Source organism: Streptomyces sp. NPDC020422 (assembly GCF_044386705.1).
Taxonomy (GTDB): domain Bacteria; phylum Actinomycetota; class Actinomycetes; order Streptomycetales; family Streptomycetaceae; genus Streptomyces.
Genome location: NZ_JBIRVJ010000010.1, coordinates 204,392 through 221,457, shown reverse-complemented (window position 1 = coordinate 221,457; position 17,066 = coordinate 204,392). Strand labels below are relative to the sequence as shown.

Annotated in this window: 16 protein-coding genes; 5 read left to right on the top strand and 11 right to left on the bottom strand. The window is 73.9% G+C overall.

Features of this window, described 5'->3' with window-relative positions; translation table 11 throughout:
- Position 1: 1 nt before the first annotated feature.
- A complete protein-coding gene (locus tag ACH414_RS27240) occupies positions 2 to 1,285 on the bottom strand; it encodes an acyltransferase (RefSeq protein ID WP_398943719.1) in 1,284 nt (427 codons plus the stop codon).
- A 221-nt stretch (positions 1,286 to 1,506) separates the two neighbouring features.
- On the opposite strand from ACH414_RS27240, the gene ACH414_RS27235 reads away from it, so the two are divergent.
- A complete protein-coding gene (locus ACH414_RS27235) occupies positions 1,507 to 2,481 on the top strand; it encodes a hypothetical protein (RefSeq protein ID WP_386566215.1) in 975 nt (324 codons plus the stop codon).
- Positions 2,482 to 2,486: 5 nt separating this feature from the next.
- On the opposite strand, the gene ACH414_RS27230 is transcribed toward ACH414_RS27235, so the two are convergent.
- The 6 genes from ACH414_RS27230 to rsmI form a co-directional block, all read right to left on the bottom strand.
- A complete protein-coding gene (locus tag ACH414_RS27230; RefSeq protein WP_386566213.1) occupies positions 2,487 to 3,386 on the bottom strand; it encodes a 4-(cytidine 5'-diphospho)-2-C-methyl-D-erythritol kinase in 900 nt (299 codons plus the stop codon).
- The gene (gene rsmA / locus ACH414_RS27225; protein ID WP_382541937.1) at positions 3,383 to 4,264 is read right to left on the bottom strand and encodes a 16S rRNA (adenine(1518)-N(6)/adenine(1519)-N(6))-dimethyltransferase RsmA; all 882 of its coding nucleotides are present in this window, start codon (positions 4,262 to 4,264) and stop codon (positions 3,383 to 3,385) included. Before rsmA ends, ACH414_RS27230 begins: the two co-directional genes overlap by 4 nt.
- Positions 4,261 to 5,421 (bottom strand): ubiquitin-like domain-containing protein, encoded by a 1,161-nt coding sequence (locus ACH414_RS27220; RefSeq protein WP_382541934.1) that lies wholly within the window; start codon positions 5,419 to 5,421, stop codon positions 4,261 to 4,263. Before ACH414_RS27220 ends, rsmA begins: the two co-directional genes overlap by 4 nt.
- 107 nt (positions 5,422 to 5,528) lie before the next feature.
- Positions 5,529 to 6,398, bottom strand: coding sequence for a TatD family hydrolase (locus ACH414_RS27215; protein ID WP_382541931.1), 870 nt, complete (start codon positions 6,396 to 6,398; stop codon positions 5,529 to 5,531).
- A gap of 86 nt (positions 6,399 to 6,484) precedes the next feature.
- Positions 6,485 to 6,913: a hypothetical protein gene (locus ACH414_RS27210; protein ID WP_382541928.1), complete on the bottom strand. Its 429-nt coding sequence runs from the start codon at positions 6,911 to 6,913 to the stop codon at positions 6,485 to 6,487.
- Between the two features lie 139 nt (positions 6,914 to 7,052).
- Complete coding sequence (rsmI, locus tag ACH414_RS27205) at positions 7,053 to 7,940, bottom strand: 16S rRNA (cytidine(1402)-2'-O)-methyltransferase (protein ID WP_382541925.1); 888 nt, start codon at positions 7,938 to 7,940, stop codon at positions 7,053 to 7,055.
- A gap of 52 nt (positions 7,941 to 7,992) precedes the next feature.
- On the opposite strand from rsmI, the gene ACH414_RS27200 reads away from it, so the two are divergent.
- The 4 genes from ACH414_RS27200 to ACH414_RS27185 all read left to right on the top strand — a co-directional run bounded on the left by ACH414_RS27200 (position 7,993) and on the right by ACH414_RS27185 (position 13,159).
- The gene (locus ACH414_RS27200) at positions 7,993 to 9,747 is read left to right on the top strand and encodes a dolichyl-phosphate-mannose--protein mannosyltransferase (RefSeq protein ID WP_386566210.1); all 1,755 of its coding nucleotides are present in this window, start codon (positions 7,993 to 7,995) and stop codon (positions 9,745 to 9,747) included.
- 116 nt (positions 9,748 to 9,863) lie between these two features.
- Complete coding sequence (locus ACH414_RS27195) at positions 9,864 to 11,507, top strand: penicillin-binding transpeptidase domain-containing protein (RefSeq protein ID WP_398943716.1); 1,644 nt, start codon at positions 9,864 to 9,866, stop codon at positions 11,505 to 11,507.
- A 276-nt stretch (positions 11,508 to 11,783) separates the two neighbouring features.
- Positions 11,784 to 12,311 (top strand): YbaK/EbsC family protein, encoded by a 528-nt coding sequence (locus tag ACH414_RS27190; protein WP_382541916.1) that lies wholly within the window; start codon positions 11,784 to 11,786, stop codon positions 12,309 to 12,311.
- Positions 12,308 to 13,159, top strand: a complete 852-nt coding sequence (locus ACH414_RS27185) for an EamA family transporter (protein WP_382541914.1) — start codon at positions 12,308 to 12,310, stop codon at positions 13,157 to 13,159. The genes ACH414_RS27190 and ACH414_RS27185 overlap by 4 nt, the downstream gene beginning before the upstream one ends.
- Positions 13,160 to 13,206: 47 nt before the next feature.
- Here ACH414_RS27185 and ACH414_RS27180 read toward each other — a convergent pair whose 3' ends face one another.
- The 4 genes from ACH414_RS27180 to ACH414_RS27165 all read right to left on the bottom strand — a co-directional run bounded on the left by ACH414_RS27180 (position 13,207) and on the right by ACH414_RS27165 (position 17,006).
- The gene (locus ACH414_RS27180) at positions 13,207 to 14,370 is read right to left on the bottom strand and encodes a serine hydrolase domain-containing protein (RefSeq protein ID WP_386566313.1); all 1,164 of its coding nucleotides are present in this window, start codon (positions 14,368 to 14,370) and stop codon (positions 13,207 to 13,209) included.
- Between the two features lie 76 nt (positions 14,371 to 14,446).
- Positions 14,447 to 15,202 carry an energy-coupling factor ABC transporter ATP-binding protein gene (locus ACH414_RS27175; protein ID WP_386566206.1) on the bottom strand — a complete coding sequence of 252 codons (756 nt, stop codon included), beginning with the start codon at positions 15,200 to 15,202 and terminating at the stop codon, positions 14,447 to 14,449.
- Complete coding sequence (gene cbiQ, locus ACH414_RS27170) at positions 15,190 to 15,951, bottom strand: cobalt ECF transporter T component CbiQ (protein WP_382541908.1); 762 nt, start codon at positions 15,949 to 15,951, stop codon at positions 15,190 to 15,192. Before cbiQ ends, ACH414_RS27175 begins: the two co-directional genes overlap by 13 nt.
- Positions 15,951 to 17,006, bottom strand: coding sequence for an energy-coupling factor ABC transporter permease (locus tag ACH414_RS27165; protein WP_386566203.1), 1,056 nt, complete (start codon positions 17,004 to 17,006; stop codon positions 15,951 to 15,953). Before ACH414_RS27165 ends, cbiQ begins: the two co-directional genes overlap by 1 nt.
- Positions 17,007 to 17,066 lie beyond the last annotated feature (60 nt).

The following is a 17,066-nucleotide window of genomic DNA, read 5'->3' as shown; positions in this document are numbered from 1 at the left end:
CCTAACCGCGCCCCGCCCGCTCCACCAGGAACCACCCCGCGAGCGCCATCGCGACCGCCGCGGGTGCGGTCACGCGGATCGCGATCAGGGTGGCGGAGTGGCCCTCCAGGAGGCCGCCGAAGCCCGTCATCGACAGGCCCAGGACGCCGAGCAGGGCGAGCGTGATGCCGAGCGCGGCGATCGGCCCGCCGGTGCCGTCGGACGGGGCCGCGGGCGCCGGGCGCTCGAAGCGGCGGAAGACGCCGACCAGCAGGGCCGTGACGGCGACCGCGGCGGCGAGGCGCAGGGGCAGCTGGGTCCACCAGGCGCCGGTGGCGGGGGCCGGCAGCGGCACGTCGAGCGCGAGCAGGGCGCCGTACACGCCCAGCATGGCCGTCAGGTGCCACAGGAACGCCGTCATGGCGATGCCGTTCGCGGCGACCACCGCCCGCCAGACCCGGGCGCGGGCCGTCAGCCGGGCGCCGGGCCCCTTCAGGAGTTCGACCGCGCCGACCAGCCACAGGCCGTGGCAGAGCAGGGCGAGGGTCGGCGGGGCCATGTTGGAGACCTTCTCGCCGGGCATGCCGACCATGGAGAGCGGGTACGGCCCGAGGGCCACGAGCAGCCCCGCGCCCGCGAGGCCCGCCGCCGCGAGGAACGCCGGGCGGCGGATCATGCCGTCGGCGCGCAGGAAGCCCAGCTGGTGGACCGCCAGCCACACGAAGGCGAAGTTCAGGAACTCCACGTACGGCACCCCGGCCGCGAACCGCAGCACGTCCACCGCCACCGCGCCCGCGACCAGCGCGCCGAACGCGCCCCAGCCCAGGCGTTCGTGGAGCCTCAGGAGCGGCGGGGTGAAGGCGACCATCGCCAGGTAGATCCCGACGAACCACAGCGGCTGGGTGACCAGCCGCAGCGCCACCCCGGTCAGTCCCCCGTCCGCACCGAGCAGTTGGACGGCGAGCGCGAGCGCCCCCCACACCCCGATGAAGACCATCGTGGGGCGCAGCAGCCGCTGCAGCCGGGCCCGCAGGAAGGCCGCGTACCGCGGCCGGGAGCGGTGGGCGAGGGCGTGCGCGAAGCCGCCGACGAAGAAGAACACCGGCATCACCTGGAGCGCCCAGGTCAGCACCTGGAGCCCGGGGACGACGGCGAGGAGGTTGCCGACCTGCCCGTCGGCGGTCACCGCGGCCATCAGCCAGTGGCCGAGGACGACGACGGCGAGCGAGGCGACCCGGAGCAGGTCGACATAGCGGTCCCGGCTCGCCGGGGTCGCGGCAGCGAGGTCACGCGCGCTGGTTCCCATGCGGGTACGGTGCCGCCCGCGCGGGCGGCACCGGCAGGGCGCGGATACTCAACCCGCGCATGAGTACGAACGGAGTGCTGTCCTCGGCCGCGCGGGCGACTGTCCGGCCCCGGCTGCGGGACGGGCCGATCGACGATCCGTCATGTTCGAGGGTGTGCCGGTGTCCCAGCCGGACCCGCGTACGCCTCCGGACCCGCACCCGCCCCCGTCGAGGAGACACCATGCCCCCAAGCCCCCGCCTGGCCGCCGCGTTCGCGGCCTGCGCCGCCCTCACCCTGCTCGCCGCGGCGCCCGCCGCCGCGGGCGGCGACCCGACCGTCAGCCACCCGCGCATCGTCGCCCACTTCGACTTCGCCGCCGGGCAGACCCCGGAGAACATCGCCCTGGAACCCGACGGCTCCGCCGACATCACCTTCGCCTTCGCCCGTCAGGTCGCCCGCGTCGCCAAGGACGGCACCACGCGGATCCTGGCGACCCTGCCCGAGGTGCCGGGCGCCTCGACGCCCGTCGGCGGGGCCGTCGTCCTGGGCATCGCCCGCGCCGGCGACGGCACCCTGTACGTCACGTACGTCACCGGCACCAAGGAGACCGGCGTCTGGCGCCTCACGCCCGGCGGCGAGCCGGAGCAGATCGGCTTCTTCCCCGCGAACGCCTTCCCGAACGGGCTCGCCCTCGACGAGGAGTGCGGCACCCTCTACACCGCCGACACGGGGCTCGGCCGGGTCTGGAGCCTGCCCGTGACCGGCGGCGAGCCCACGGTCTGGGCGAGCGGGGCCGCGCTCGAACCCACCGCGGAGACCCCCTTCGGCGCCAACGGCATCAAGATCCACGACCGGGCCGTCTGGGTGAGCAACACGGCCAAGGGGACGCTGCTGCGGATCCCGTTCGGCCCCGGCCCCGACCGGACCGCAGGAGCGGTCGAGACCCGGGCGACCGGGCTCACGTCCATCGACGACTTCACCTTCACCGGGCACGGCGACACGGTCCTGGCCGCCCTCAACACCGTGCACAAGCTCGAACTCGTGCGCCCCGACGGCAGCCACAAGACCGTGCTCACGGCGGCCGACGGGCTCGACAACCCGACCTCGGCCGCGGTGCACGCCAAGACCGTCTACGTGAACAGCGCGGCCTTCTTCGACACCGTGGACCCCGACCCGAACCTGCTGCTCGCCCGGATCTCCAAGAACAAGGACTGAGCGGCCTACAGGACCCGCGCGCCCGCCGCCGGAGCGGTCGCCACCCGGGCCGTGCGGCAGGTGCCCGAGGCCGTGAGGGCCGCCGCGACCGCCGCGGCGGCCTCCGCGTCCTTGACCAGGAACGCCGTCGTCGGTCCCGAGCCCGAGACCAGCGCGGCCAGCGCGCCCGCCTCCGTGCCGGCCGTCAGGGTCGCGGCCAGCGAGGGCCGCAGCGACAGGGCGGCGGCCTGGAGGTCGTTGGCGAGGCTCCCGGCCAGGGCGGCCGTGTCGCCGGTGCGCAGGGCGTCGAGCAGGGCCGGCGAGGCGACCGGCTCCGGCACCTCGACCGCCTCGTTGAGACGGTCGAACTCGCCGTACACGGCCGGGGTGGAGAGCCCGCCGTCGGCGACCGCGAAGACCCAGTGGAAGGCGCCGCCGACCGGCAGCTCCGTCAGCCGCTCGCCCCGCCCGACGCCGAGCGCGGCGCCGCCGACCAGACTGAACGGCACGTCGCTGCCCAGTTCGGCGCAGATCTCCAGGAGTTCGGCGCGCGAGGAGTTCAGGCCCCACAGCGCGTCGCAGGCCAGCAGGGCGCCGGCGCCGTCGGCGCTGCCACCGGCCATGCCGCCCGCCACCGGGATGTCCTTGGCGATGTGCAGGTGCACGTCGGGGGCGATGCCGTGCCGGGCGGCGAGCAGCTCGGCCGCCCGCGCCGCCAGGTTGGTGCGGTCGAGCGGCACCTTGTCGGCGTCGGGGCCCTCACAGGTGACCGTCAGCTCCGCGGCCGGGGTCGCCGTGACCTCGTCGTACAGGGAGACCGCGAGGAAGACGTTGGCCAGGTCGTGGAAGCCGTCGGGGCGGGCGCCGCCGACCGCGAGCTGGACGTTGACCTTGGCGGGGACCCGTACGGTGACGGAGCCGCTCATGCCCCGGCCTCCTTGTGCTCCGCGATCCGGGCGAACTCCTCGACCGTCAGGGCCTCGCCGCGCGCCTGCGGCGAGATGCCGGCCGCCACCAGGGCCGCCTCGGCCGCGGCGGGCGAGCCCGCCCAGCCGGCGAGGGCGGCGCGCAGGGTCTTGCGGCGCTGGGCGAAGGCGGCGTCGACGACGGCGAACACCTCCTGCTTGGAGGCGGTCGTCCTGACGGGCTCGGTGCGCCGCACCAGGGAGACCAGGCCCGAGTCGACGTTGGGCGCCGGCCAGAAGACGTTGCGGCCGATGGCGCCGGCCCGCTTCACGTCCGCGTACCAGTTGGCCTTGACCGACGGCACGCCGTAGACCTTGTTCCCGGGGCGGGCGGCGAGCCGGTCGGCGACCTCGGCCTGGACCATGACGAGGGTCCGCTCGATGGTCGGGAAGCGGTCCAGCATGTGCAGCAGGACCGGGACGGCCACGTTGTACGGCAGGTTGGCGACGAGCGCGGTGGGCGGCGGGCCCGGGAGCTCCTCGACGTGCATCGCGTCGGAGTGGACCAGCGCGAAGCGGTCCTTCTTCTGCGGCATGCGGGCGGCGATGGTCGAGGGCAGGGCGGCGGCGAGGATGTCGTCGATCTCGACGGCGGTCACCCGGTCCGCGGCCTCGAGCAGCGCGAGGGTGAGGGAGCCGAGCCCCGGTCCCACCTCCACGACCACGTCGTCGGGGCGCACCTCGGCGGTGCGGACGATCCGCCGGACCGTGTTCGCGTCGATGACGAAGTTCTGGCCCTTCTGCTTGGTGGGGCGCACGCCGAGGGCGGCGGCCAGCTCGCGGATGTCTGCGGGGCCGAGGAGGGCGTCGGGACTGTCGGGTCCGGTGGTGGTGCTCACCGGTACAGCCTACGGCCGCAGTGGGGCCACGGAGTCGCCCCCCGGGTCACGTAGAGCTTCTTCGCCCGGTAGGTCTGCTCCGCGGCGGGCGCGTCCTGGGCGACTCCGCTGCCCCCGAGGGAGCGCCAGGTGCCGGGGTCGAACTGGTAGAGCCCGCCGTAGGTGCCGGAGGGGTCGACGGCGCCGGGGCGGCCGCCGGACTCGCAGGCGGCGAGCGCGCCCCAGTTCAGGCCGTCGGCGCCGGCGACGGAGGTGGGCAGCGGCCGGGTGCCGACCCTGATCTTCTGGGTGACGGGCTCGCGGACGGTCTCCTCGCCGGTGCGGCGGGGCCGCTGGCGGACGCCGTTGACGGTGCGCAGGCTGTACGTGACGCGGCGGACGCCCGGGACGCCCTGGCGTTCGACGAGCTCGGTGCCGGCGAAGAGCTCGGGGTCGCGGACCCGCTCGACGGCGAACGGCACCGGCTCCTCGCGGATCTCCTGGGTGCCGGTGATCCGCAGCACGGTGACGGTCTGCCCGTCGCGCGGGAAGGAGCCGGGCGGCACCGAGGTGGTGTCCTGGCCCGAGAGGGTGATGCCTACCTCGTCGAGGGCCTCGCGGACGGTGGCCGCGTTGGTGCGGACGGTCCGCTCGCGCCCGTCGGCGAGGAAGGTGACGGTCCGCTCGGTGCGCACGTCGAGGGCGAGGCCCTGGCGGGAGATGGGCGCGGAGCGGGAGACGGAGAGGTAGGCGCCCTCCGCGCGGACGCCGAGCTGGCGCAGGGCGCCGTCGACGGTCCTCGCGGTGGTCCACACCTGGCGGCGCTGCCCGTCGAGGGTGAGGGCGACGGGGCGCCCGTACCGGACGACGACCTCGTCGCCGCTGGCCAGGGCGGCGCCGGGGGCGGGGGCGACGATGTCGTGGTCGCCGACGGCGAGGCCCTCGTCGGCGAGGAGCTCGTCGACGTCGTCGGCGAAGGTGTGCAGGGTGCGCGGGACCCCGTCCACGGAGAGCCGGACGGCCTTGTCCTGGGCGACGAAGGCGGTGGTGCCGCCGGCGAGGAAGGCCACGACGAGGGCCTGCGGGACGATCCGCCGCAGGCCCCCTGTGGCGGCCGGCGGGCTCGCCTTGCGCCGGCGGGCCGCCCGGCGAGCCCCGGATCGATGCGAAGTGCTCACGAGGCCGGGACCCTAGCCCCGAGCGCGGTCACTCTCCAAAACGACCCGACTACCTTACGTAACCGTTATGGATCGGTGATGATCAACGGGCTCGGGGGCCGGTGGCCTCAGTAGTCGAAGGCGCGGGCCGTGTTCGCGGCGATGGCCCCGGCCAGCTCCTCCTCGCCGATGCCCCGCACCTCGGCCATGGCCCGGAGGGTGACCGGGATCAGGTACGGGGCGTTGGGGCGGCCGCGGTAGGGCGCGGGGGTGAGGAAGGGGGCGTCCGTCTCGACCAGGACGAGCTCCAGCGGGGCGACGGCGAGGGCGTCGCGCAGCGGCTGCGCGTTCTTGAAGGTGACGTTGCCGGCGAAGGACATGTAGTAGCCCTTGGCGGCGCAGATCTCGGCCATCTCGGCGTCGCCGGAGTAGCAGTGGAAGACGGTCCGCTCGGGGGCGCCCTCCTCGTCGAGGACCCGCAGCACGTCGGCGTGGGCCTCGCGGTCGTGGATGACGAGGGCCTTGCCGCGCCGCTTGGCGATCTCGATGTGGGCGCGGAAGGAACGCTCCTGCGCGGCCATGCCCTCGGGGCCGGTGCGGAAGTAGTCGAGTCCGGTCTCGCCGACGCCGAGGACGTGCGGCAGGGCGGCGAGCCGGTCGATCTCGGCGAGCGCCTCGTCGAGGGCCGCGTCGCCGCCGGCCTCACGGGCGCCCTGGCGGGACCAGCCGTCCGGGTCGCCGAGGACGATCCGCGGGGCCTCGTTGGGGTGCAGGGCGACGGCCGCGTGCACGTTCGCGTGCGCGGCGGCGGTCTCGGCGGCCCACTGCGAGCCCTTGAGGTCGCAGCCGACCTGGACGACCGTGGTGACGCCGACGGCGGCGGCCTTGGTCAGGGCCTCCTCGACGGTGCCGGACTGCATGTCGAGATGGGTGTGCGAGTCCGCGACCGGGACCGGCAGGGGCTCGGGCAGCGGCGGCGGGGCGTCCTTGGAACTCATGGCCCGATCGTACGAGGGCCATGAGTCCCCCCGCCAAGGCGTTCCTCCCGGCGCCGGGCCGGGCCCGGTCCGGCGCCGGGCCGGGTCTAGCGCCGGGAGCGGAACGGGTGCAGCAGGTCGGAGAGGTGCCAGTGGTGTTCGGGCTTGTGGGGTTCGGGACCGGGCGGGTCGTCCTCCGTCAGCTCCTGGCCGATCGGTCCGGCGATGGACACCGGCTTCGTCGCCCTGGACCCGCGGCCGTGCCGCTCGGCCGCCGCCACGGTGTCCAGCACGGAGGACACCTGGCCCGCGCGCATGATCCGGACGACGTGGCCGCCGCAGTTCATGCAGGTCGGACTGGACAGCGGGGACGGGACCCGCTCTCCGTCGGCCTTGTAGACGATGAATTCGTGGCCCTTCGCGTCGACGTGGTGCTCGATGTCGTACGCCTGCTCCCAGCCATAGCCGCACCTCATGCAGGCGAAGGCGTACGCCTCGTGCGCGACGGGCGTTCCGGTGCCGGTGATCTCACTCATTCCAGCTCCTCTCCACTGATCCAGTGGACGCCTTTTCGGGCCGGAGCGCATCAGCGCCGGAAAAACCATGGAAGCTCTTTGGCGTTCCCTTGCCCTAAGGGGCTTCGGACGGGCCCGCCGCGGGGTTCCGCTTTGCCTTTCAGATTAGTCCTTTACCGTTACCGGGGCCTGGTGCGGCCGCATTCTTTGCCGCGACCACGGCATCGAACACCTCCCGCTTGGGAACCCCGGCCTCGGCGGCGACCGCCGCGATGGCCTCCTTGCGCCGCTCCCCCGCCTCCTCGCGCACCCGCACCCTGCGCACCAGCTCCTCGGCGTCCAGTTCCTCGGGCCCGGTCTCCGGGGCGCCCTCGACGACGACGGTGATCTCGCCGCGTACGCCCTCGGCCGCCCAGGCGGCGAGCTCGCCGAGCGGGCCCCGCTTGACCTCCTCGTAGGTCTTGGTCAGCTCGCGGCAGACGGCGGCCCGGCGCTCGGCGCCGAAGACCTCGGCCATCGCGGCGAGGGTGTCGTCCAGCCGGTGCGGGGCCTCGAAGTAGACGAGGGTGCGCCGCTCGCCCGCGACCTCGCGCAGCCGTCCGAGCCGCTCGCCCGCCTTGCGGGGCAGGAAGCCCTCGAAGCAGAAGCGGTCCACGGGCAGGCCGGACAGCGCGAGCGCGGTGAGCACGGCCGACGGGCCCGGCACGGCCGTGACCTTGATGTCCTGCTCGACGGCGGCGGCCACCAGCCGGTAGCCCGGGTCGGAGACGGACGGCATGCCGGCGTCGGTGACGAGCAGCACCCGCGCCCCGCCGACGAGCGCCTCGACCAGTTCGGGGGTGCGGGCGGACTCGTTGCCCTCGAAGTAGGAGACGACCCGGCCGGTGGTGTGGATGCCGAGCGCGCGGGTGAGTCCGCGCAGCCTGCGGGTGTCCTCCGCGGCCACGATGTCCGCGTTCTCCAGTTCGGTGGCGAGCCGTGGCGGTGCGTCCGCGATGTCGCCGATGGGGGTCCCTGCAAGTACCAGCGTTCCTGTCACACGGGTCATCCTCCCAGCCCGGACAGGCGACGCGCACAGGCGCGTTCCCTACGATGGCGCGGTGACCAGTACCGCACCCGAGGCCCTGGAGGGTCAGCACCCCGTGGCACCCACCGTGGCAGAGCCCTCTTCGTGGCAGCGGCGGCTGCGGCAGTTCGGCTACCGCCCGGACACCACGGGCGCCCTGTCCATCGGTCTGCGGGAGCGGCTCGTGCCGCCGTACGCCCGCCCGTCGGAGCGCCTGTGGTCGCTCCTGGGGATCGGTCCGGCCGTCGCCGACCGGATCTGGCGGGTGTCCGCCTGGGCCGGTCCGCTGCTGGTCGCGCTGGTCGCGGGGCTGCTGCGGTTCTGGAACCTGGGCAGGCCGCACGCGGTGATATTCGACGAGACGTACTACGCCAAGGACTCCTGGGCCCTGATCAACCAGGGGTACGAGGGGGCGTGGCCGAAGGACATCGACAAGACGATCCTGAGCGATCCCGGAGCGGTCCTCGTGCCGACCGACCCCGGCTACGTCGTGCATCCGCCGGTCGGCAAATGGATCATCGGCGCCGGCGAGAAGGTCTTCGGCTTCGAGCCCTTCGGCTGGCGCTTCATGGTCGCGCTGCTCGGCACCCTGTCGGTGCTGATGCTGTGCCGGATCGGCCGGCGCCTGTTCCGCTCGACGTTCCTGGGCTGTCTGGCGGGCGCCCTGCTCACCGTGGACGGCCTGCACTTCGTGATGAGCCGCACCGCGCTGCTCGACCAGGTGCTGATGTTCTTCGTGCTGGCCGCCTTCGGCTGCCTGGTCGTCGACCGGGACACGTCGCGGGCCAGGCTCGCGGCGGGGCTCCCCGAGGACGACGAGGGGGTGCTGCGGCCGGACGCCTCGGTCGCCGAGAAGCTGCGGCTGGGCTGGCGCCCCTGGCGGCTCACCGCCGGTGTGATGCTGGGCCTGGCGGCCGGCACCAAGTGGAACGGCCTCTACATCATGGCCGCGTTCGGCCTGATGACCGTCCTGTGGGACCTCGGCGCCCGCCGTACGGCCGGTGCGGTCCGTCCGTACGAGGCCGTCCTCAAGCGCGACCTGCTGCCGGCCTTCGTCTCCGTCGTGCCCGTCGCGATCGGGACGTATCTGCTCTCCTGGACCGGCTGGATCGTCACGGACAAGGGCTACTTCCGCAACTGGGCCGCCGAGCAGGACAAGGTCGGCGGCGGCGGCACCTGGGGCTGGCTGCCCGACTGGCTGCGCAGCCTGTGGCACTACGAGACCGAGGTCTACAAGTTCCACGTGGGCCTGAGCTCGCCGCACACCTACGAGTCCAACCCGTGGAGCTGGCTCGTCCTCGGCCGTCCGGTCTCCTACTTCTACGAGTCCCCCGCCCCCGGCGAGGCCGGCTGCCCGGCGACCGCGACCGAGAAGTGCGCCCAGGAGGTCTTGGCCCTCGGCACCCCGCTGCTGTGGTGGGCGGCCTGCTTCGCGATCCTGTACGTCCTGTGGCGCTGGGCCTTCCGCCGGGACTGGCGCGCGGGCGCCGTGGCCTGCGGCGTCCTGGCCGGCTGGGCGCCGTGGCTGCTCTACCAGGAACGCACCATTTTCCTTTTCTACGCGGTGGTGTTCGTCCCGTTCCTGTGTCTCGCGGTGGCGATGATGATCGGGGCGATCGTGGGACCGCCGGGCTCATCGGAAAGGCGGCGCACTTTCGGTGCGGTGGGCGCGGGAGTGCTCGTTCTCCTCATCGTCTGGAATTTCATCTATTTCTGGCCCCTGTACACCGGGCAGTCGATTCCGATGGACGCCTGGCGGAACCGGATGTGGCTCGACACCTGGGTGTAGCCGTCCAGGAACGAAAAACAGACGGTCCGGTCGCTTTCCGGTAACGACCGTCCCCCGCTGTCACACCTTCCCCATAGTCTGGCGAGAGGCCACACCTGGGGGAGGGAGGCGCAACCATGCGCAGTGGTGTGAAGGTCGCGATCGTCGGAGGAGTCTTCGTCGTCGTGGCGAGCGGGGTCGGTTACGGGGGCTACAACCTCTGGACCGGCATCACCGGAGGATCGGACGGCTCGACCGGCATGTCCGGACCGGCGGGAAAGAAGACCGGGCCGGTCACCTCCGACGAGGTGACACAGGCGGCGCGGCAGTTCCTGTCGGCCTGGGCCGGCGGGGAGGCCGAGCTGGCGGGCCAGGCCACCAACGACCCGGCGAGCGCCCAGCCGTCCGTGGCGGTCTTCCGCGAGGAGGCGAAGGTGTCGGCCATGACGGTCACGCCGGGGCCCGCGAGCGGGACGACCGTGCCGTTCACGGTGAAGGCCACCATCACGTACGAGAACGTCTCCAAGCCGTGGACGTACTCCTCGAAGCTCACCGTCGTGCGCGGGCTCACCACCGGGCGGCCGCTGGTCGACTGGAAGCCGTCGGTGCTGCACCCGAAGCTGACGACGCCCGGCGCGGTGATCCGCACGGGCGCGGCGACGAGCGGCGAGATCGAGGCCGTGGACCGCGAGGGCCGGGTGCTCACCGCGCAGGAGTACCCGTCGCTCGGCCCGGTCCTCGACCAGCTGCGCGAGCGGTACGGGTCGACCGCGGGCGGCACCCCCGGCATCGAGACCTACCTCGACTCCGGCGGCCCGCAGGGCCCGAAGACCACGCTGCTCACCCTCGCCAAGGGCAAGGCGGGGAAGCTGCAGACGACGATCGACGCGGATGTGCAGGCGGCCGCCGAGAAGGCGGTGGCCCGGTACGGGCACGCGTCCGTGGTGGCGGTGCAGCCGTCGACGGGTGCGGTGCGGGCGGTGGCCAACAGCCCGGCGGGCGGCTTCAACACGGCGTTCTCGGGCTCGAAGGCGCCCGGCTCCACGATGAAGATCGTCACGGCCGCGCTGCTCCTGGAGAAGGGCCTGGTCAAGGCGGACCAGGCGACCGAGTGCCCGCCGACGGCCATGTACTACGGCAGGACCTTCCGGAACCTCGACGGCTTCTCCCTCGACGGCGCCACCTTCGCGAAGAGCTTCGCCCGCTCCTGCAACACGGCCTTCATCAAGAAGATCGACGACGTGGGCGACGACTCGGCCCTGGTCACGGAGGCCTCGGAGGTCTTCGGCATAGGCCGCGACTGGAAGACCGGCATCCCGTCCTTCGACGGCCGGGTCCTGCCGGCGACGGGCGGCGAGGCCGCCGCCGAGTACATCGGCCAGGGCGGTGTCCAGATGAGCCCGCTGAACATCGCCTCGATCACCGCCACCGCGAAGAACGGCGGCTTCAAACAGCCGTATCTGGTCGCGCAGGACGTGGACGACCGCGAGTTCGCCACGACCGACCGGAAGCTGTCGCCGTCCGTGGCCCGGCAGTTGCGCGACATGATGCGGCAGACGGCGACGGCCGGCTACGGCACGGCGTCCGGCGTGATGTCCTCGGTCCGCGCCGGAGACAAGGGCGCGAAGACCGGCTCGGCGGAGGTCGACGGCCAGACCGCCTCGGACTCCTGGTTCACGGCGTTCGCGGACGACCTCGCGGCCGCGGCCCTGGTCGAGGGCGGCGGGCACGGCGTGGACGCGGCGGGACCGCTCGTGGCCAAGGTGCTCAACGCGGGCTAGCGCCCCGGCCCTAGGGCCGGGCACCTGCCCCACCCTCGGGCCGGGCACCCTTCCGGACCGAGGGCGGGCAACCGACCGGACCGAAGGCGGGCAACCTACCGGTCCGAAGGCGGGCAACCGAGCGGTCCGAGGGCCGGGCGTCCGACCGGTCCGAGGGCGGGCAACCGACCGGTCCGAGGGCCGAGCACCCGTCCGGACCGAGGCCGGACAACCGACCGGTCCGAGGCCTGGAATGCGGTCGCGTGGCCCGTACACCGACCGCTAGCGTGCGGTGCCATGACGCCCTCACACGCCGACGCCCACCCGCAGTTCGCCGCCGCCCTGAAGGAGCTGGGGCTCGATGTCGAGGTCCGGCGCTTCCCGGACGAGACCCGGACCGCGCAGCAGGCCGCCGAGGCCATCGGCTGCGCGGTCTCGGAGATCGTGAAGTCGCTGATCTTCGCGGCATGGGGGTCCCCCCTGCTCGAGCAAAGCCCGGAGCTCGGGGAAGGCGTGCCCGTGCTGGTCCTGATGGACGGGGCCTCGCGGGTCGACGTCGAGCGGGTCCGCGAGGAGCTGGGCGCCGAACGGGTGAGCCGCGCCGACGCGCGGCTGGTCCGGGAGACCACCGGCTACGCCATCGGCGGCGTCCCCCCGTTCGGGCACCGCACCCGCACCCGGGTGCTCGCCGACCGCGGGCTGCTCGACCACGAGGTGGTGTGGGCGGCGGCCGGCACCCCGCACACCGTCTTCGCCCTGGACCCGAAGTCGCTGATCGCACACGCGGGCGGGACGCTGGTGGACGTCCGCGAGCGAACGGCGTGACGCCGCTGGTCGTCGCCGCCGTGCTGGTCGCGGCGGTGACGCACGCCACCTGGAACGCGATCGCGGCCCGCATCAGGGACCAGCTGCTGTCCTTCACCCTGATATCCGGCGGCGGCGCCCTGATCGGCGGCGTCGCCGCGTGCTTCGTCCCCCTGCCGGCGGCGGGGGCCTGGCCGTACCTGGTCGCCTCGGCGCTGCTGCACGTCGGCTACTACGCGCTGCTCATGAGGTCCTTCTCGCTCGGCGACTTCGGGCAGATGTACCCGATCGCGCGGGGCACGGCGCCGCTCGTGGTGACCGTGGCCGCCGCGCTGTTCCTCGCCGAGATCCCCTCCCCCGAGCAGCTCGCCGGCGTCGCGGTCGCCTGCGCGGGCCTCACCGGCCTCGCCCTGTGGGGCATCCGCGGCAAGGGCGCCCGCCCGCACTGGCCGGCCCTGCTGGCCGCGGGCGCGACGGGCCTGTCCATCGCCGCGTACACGGTCGTCGACGGCGTCGGCGTACGCGCCTCGGGCACCCCGCTCGGCTACATCGCCTGGCTGATGCTCCTGGAGGGCCTCGCGATCCCCGCGTACGCCCTCTTCCGCCGCCGCTCGTCCCTGCCGGGCGAACTGCGCCCGTACGCGGCCCGGGGACTGCTCGGCGCGGCCCTCTCGGTCTGCGCGTACGCCCTCGTCCTGTGGGCCCAGACGAAGGCCCCGCTGGCTCCGGTCGCGGCCCTGCGCGAGTCGTCCATCATCGTGGGCGCGGCCATCGGCGCGGTCCTGTTCAAGGAGCGCTTCGGCGGGCCGAGGATCGCGGCGGCGGGGCTCATGGTGGTGGGCATCGGCCTGATGCTGTACGCGAGCTGAGGCCGCCGTGACCGCCGGCGGGTAGCGGGCATCGGTCCCCGCGAGCGCTACAGCGCCGCGCGGACCGCCCGGATCAGGGCCTGGGCGCGCGGGTCGGCCGTGACCGTCTTGCGCATGCCGTTGGTGACGTAGCCGAAGGCGACCCCGGACTCGGGGTCGGCGAAGCCCAGGGAACCGCCGCGGCCCGGGTGGCCGAAGGAGGTCGGGCCGAGGAGCGGCGAGGCGGGGCCGTGCAGCATGTGGCCGAGGCCGAAGCGGGTGCCGACGAGCAGGACCCGGTCCGCTCCCGCGGACTCCTCCGTGCGGGCCAGGGTCAGCGTCGCCGGGGCGAACAGACGGGGGCCGCCGTCGACCGGGCCCAGCGTCGAGGCGTAGAAGCGGGCCAGCGAGCGGGCCGTGGCCACGCCCGCCGAGCCCGGGAGTTCGGCCGCGCGGTAGACCGGGTCGTTCTCGTCGGGGGCGGGCTCGATCACCCCGAAGGCCCGCCGGGTGAGGGACGCCGGGTCCTGGTACGCCTCGGAGACCGCGCGCTTGGGGCGCAGCCTGAGCGCCCCGCTGTCGGCGGGCTCCCGCTCCTCGACCGGGCCGAGGCGGCCGACCCGGTGGGCCTCCGCGTCGGGCAGGCCTATCCACAGGTCCAGGCCGAGCGGTGCCGTGATCTCCTGGGCGACCCAGCGGCCTATCGTGCGGCCGGTGACCCGCTGGACCAGGCCGGAGAGCAGCCAGCTGAAGGTGTGGGGGTGGTAGCCGTGGGCCGTGCCGGGCTCCCAGACGGGGGCCTGCGCGGCGATGGCGGCGGACGCCGTCGGCAGGTCGACCGCCTCGGCCAGCGTCAGCGGGCGGTCGAGGACGGGCACGCCCGCGCGGTGCGCGAGGAGCTGGCGTACGGTCACCCGGTCCTTGCCGGCGGCCTTGAACTCGGGCCAGTACGTGCCGACCGGGGCGTCCAGGTCGAGCAGGCCGCGCTGGTGGAGCAGGAGCGGGACGGCGGCCGACACGCCCTTGGTGGCGGAGCGGACGACCTGGGCGGTGTCCTCGGCCCACGGGGCCCCGCCGGTCACGTCGCGGGTGCCCGCCCACAGGTCCACGACCTTGGCGCCGTCCCGGTACACGGCGACCGCCGCGCCCTGCTCGCCGCGCTGCTCGAAGTTGCGCAGGAACGCGTCCCTGACCGGCTCGAAACCCGCCGCCACCGTGCCCTGGACGTCCACCTGACCCACGCTTCCTCTCGTACGAACGACCCCCCATGGTGCAACGGGCGGCGCCGCCCGCCGATTCCGGGGTCCGTCAGGCGACGGAGCTCGGCACGAAGCCGTACGGCAGTTCCAGGCGGTGCCGGGCCATCAGCTCCTCGTCGGTGAGGATGTCGGCGGTCCGTCCGTCGGCGGCGATCACGCCCTCGCTGAGGATCACCGAGCGCGGGCAGAGCTCCAGGGCGTACGGCAGGTCGTGGGTGACCATCAGGACCGTGACGTCCAGGGAGCGCAGGATGTCGGCGAGTTCGCGGCGCGAGGCCGGGTCCAGGTTGGAGGAGGGTTCGTCGAGGACGAGGATCTCCGGCTCCATCGCGAGGACGGTCGCGACGGCCACCCGGCGGCGCTGCCCGAACGAGAGGTGGTGCGGAGGCCGGTCGGCGTACTCCGCCATGCCGACCCGCTCCAGGGCGCGCCGGACGCACTCCTCCAGGGCGGCCCCGCGCAGTCCGGCCGCCGCCGGGCCGAAGGCGACGTCCTCGCGCACGGTCGGCATGAAGAGCTGGTCGTCGGGGTCCTGGAAGACGATGCCGACCCGGCGCCTGATCTCGGCCAGGTTCTTCTGCGCGACCGGGAGCCCGGCGACGGTCACGCTTCCCGCGCCGCCGGTGAGGATGCCGTTGAGGTGGAGCACGAGGGTGGTCTTGCCGGCGCCGTTCGGGCCGAGCAGGGCGACCCGCTCGCCGCGCCCGACGGTCAGGTCCACTCCGAACAGGGCCTGGTGGCCGTCGGGGTAGGCGTAGGCGAGGCCGTGCACGTCCAGCGAGGGGGGTGGGGTCATAGCGTCCATCCGAGGAGGCAGATCAGGAGGGCGGCGAGCGGGAGCACGGCGGCCAGGCGCCACTGCGCGGTGGTGGCGGTGACCTCGTCGATGACCGGCATCGACCCGGTGTAGCCGCGGCTGACCATGGCGAGGTGGACCCGCTCGCCGCGCTCGTAGGAGCGGATGAAGAGGGCGCCGGCCGACTTGGCGAGGACGCCCCAGTGGCGTACGCCGCGGGCCTCGAAGCCGCGGGAGCGGCGGGCGATGGACATCCGGCGCATCTCGTCGGTGATCACGTCGCCGTACCGGATCATGAAGGAGGCGATCTGGACGAGCAGCGGGGGGAGCTTCAGCCGCTGGAGGCCCAGGAGCAGCTCGCGCAGTTCGGTGGTGGCGGCGAGCAGCACGGAGGCGGCGACGCCGAGGGTGCCCTTGGCCAGCACGTTCCAGGCGCCCCACAGGCCGGGGACGGAGAGGGAGACGCCGAGCACCTCGGTCTGTTCGCCCGGCACGACGAAGGGCATGAGCACCGCGAAGGCCACGAACGGGACCTCGATGAGCAGCCGCTTCAGCAGGAAGCCGGCCGGCACCCGGGCCCGCGCGGCGACGAGGCCGAGCAGGACGGCGTACGCGCCGAAGGCCCAGACGGCCTCGCGCGGGGTGGAGACGACCACGACGACGAAGGCGAAGACGGCCGCCAGCTTGGTGTGCGGGGGCAGCGCGTGGACCGGCGAGTCCCCGCGCCGGTAGAGCTTGTGGGCGTGCCCCGCGCCCATCAGGCGTCCACGCGGGAGGGGGCGGTCTCGGCGGGGGCGGTCCCGGCGGTCCTGCGGCGGCGCACGGCCCAGAAGGCGCCGGTGCCGACGGCGAGCGTCGCGCCCACGCCGATCACTCCGGCGAGGCCGCCGGACAGGCGCGCGTTCGTGACGTCCTTGACGCCGTAGTCGGCGAGCGGGGAGTCGGCGGCGGCGTGCGGCTGGACCTTGCTGTCGATGCCCTTGTCGGCGGCGACCTTCTCCAGGCCGTCCGGGCTCGCGGAGGCGTAGAAGGAGACGAAGCCGGCGAGGACGAGGGCGGTGACCACGCCGCCGATCCACAGCCTGCGCGGGGAGCCGGCGGCGACCGGGGCGGCGGCCGGGGCGGCGTCGACGAGCTCGCCGTCGATCCGCAGCTTGAGCGGCGCGGCCAGGCCGCGCGCGCCGTGCACGAGGTCGGGCCGGACGGCGATGACCGCGCCGACGGTGAGCATGGTGATGACGGCCTCGCCGAGGCCGATGAGGACGTGGACGCCGACCATCGCGGTGAGGACCTTGGGGATCGGGACCTCGGTGGTGCCGCCGATCGCGTAGATCGCGGTGAAGGCGGTGGCCGCGGCCGGTACGGAGACCAGCGCGGCGACGAAGGAGGCGATGGTCACCGAGCGGCGGGTGCGCGGCAGCGCGAGGACCAGGCCGCGGAAGAGGGCGTAGGACACGACGACGGTGACCACGCCCATGACGGTGATGTTCACGCCGAGCGCGGTGAGGCCGCCGTCGGCGAACAGGACGCCCTGCATGAGCAGGACGACGGCGATGCACAGCACGCCGGTGTAGGGGCCGACGAGGATCGCGGCGAGCGCGCCGCCGAGGAGGTGCCCGCTCGTTCCCGCGGCGACCGGGAAGTTGAGCATCTGCACGGCGAAGATGAAGGCCGCGACGAGGCCGGCGAGCGGGGCCGTCCGCTCGTCCAGCTCCTTGCGGGCGCCGCGCAGGCTGACGGCGACGGCGCCGGCGGCGACGACTCCGGCGGCTGCCGACACGGGCGCGTTGATGAATCCGTCAGGTACATGCACGTCCCGCATCATAGAGCGCACCTGCGAAGAGCTTGCAAGAGCGCAGGGAACACAAAAGCA

Bases quoted from the DNA above. Each gene is read 5' to 3' on its own strand.
- ACH414_RS27240 (WP_398943719.1), bottom strand. From the start codon at position 1,285: ATGGGAACCAGCGCGCGTGACCTCGCTGCCGCGACCCCGGCGAGCCGG.
- ACH414_RS27235 (WP_386566215.1), top strand. From the start codon at position 1,507: ATGCCCCCAAGCCCCCGCCTGGCCGCCGCGTTCGCGGCCTGCGCCGCC.
- ACH414_RS27230 (WP_386566213.1), bottom strand. From the start codon at position 3,386: ATGAGCGGCTCCGTCACCGTACGGGTCCCCGCCAAGGTCAACGTCCAG.
- ACH414_RS27215 (WP_382541931.1), bottom strand. From the start codon at position 6,398: ATGAGTTCCAAGGACGCCCCGCCGCCGCTGCCCGAGCCCCTGCCGGTC.
- ACH414_RS27210 (WP_382541928.1), bottom strand. From the start codon at position 6,913: ATGAGTGAGATCACCGGCACCGGAACGCCCGTCGCGCACGAGGCGTAC.
- rsmI (WP_382541925.1), bottom strand. From the start codon at position 7,940: ATGACCCGTGTGACAGGAACGCTGGTACTTGCAGGGACCCCCATCGGC.
- ACH414_RS27195 (WP_398943716.1), top strand. From the start codon at position 9,864: ATGCGCAGTGGTGTGAAGGTCGCGATCGTCGGAGGAGTCTTCGTCGTC.
- ACH414_RS27190 (WP_382541916.1), top strand. From the start codon at position 11,784: ATGACGCCCTCACACGCCGACGCCCACCCGCAGTTCGCCGCCGCCCTG.
- ACH414_RS27175 (WP_386566206.1), bottom strand. From the start codon at position 15,202: ATGGACGCTATGACCCCACCCCCCTCGCTGGACGTGCACGGCCTCGCC.
- cbiQ (WP_382541908.1), bottom strand. From the start codon at position 15,951: ATGGGCGCGGGGCACGCCCACAAGCTCTACCGGCGCGGGGACTCGCCG.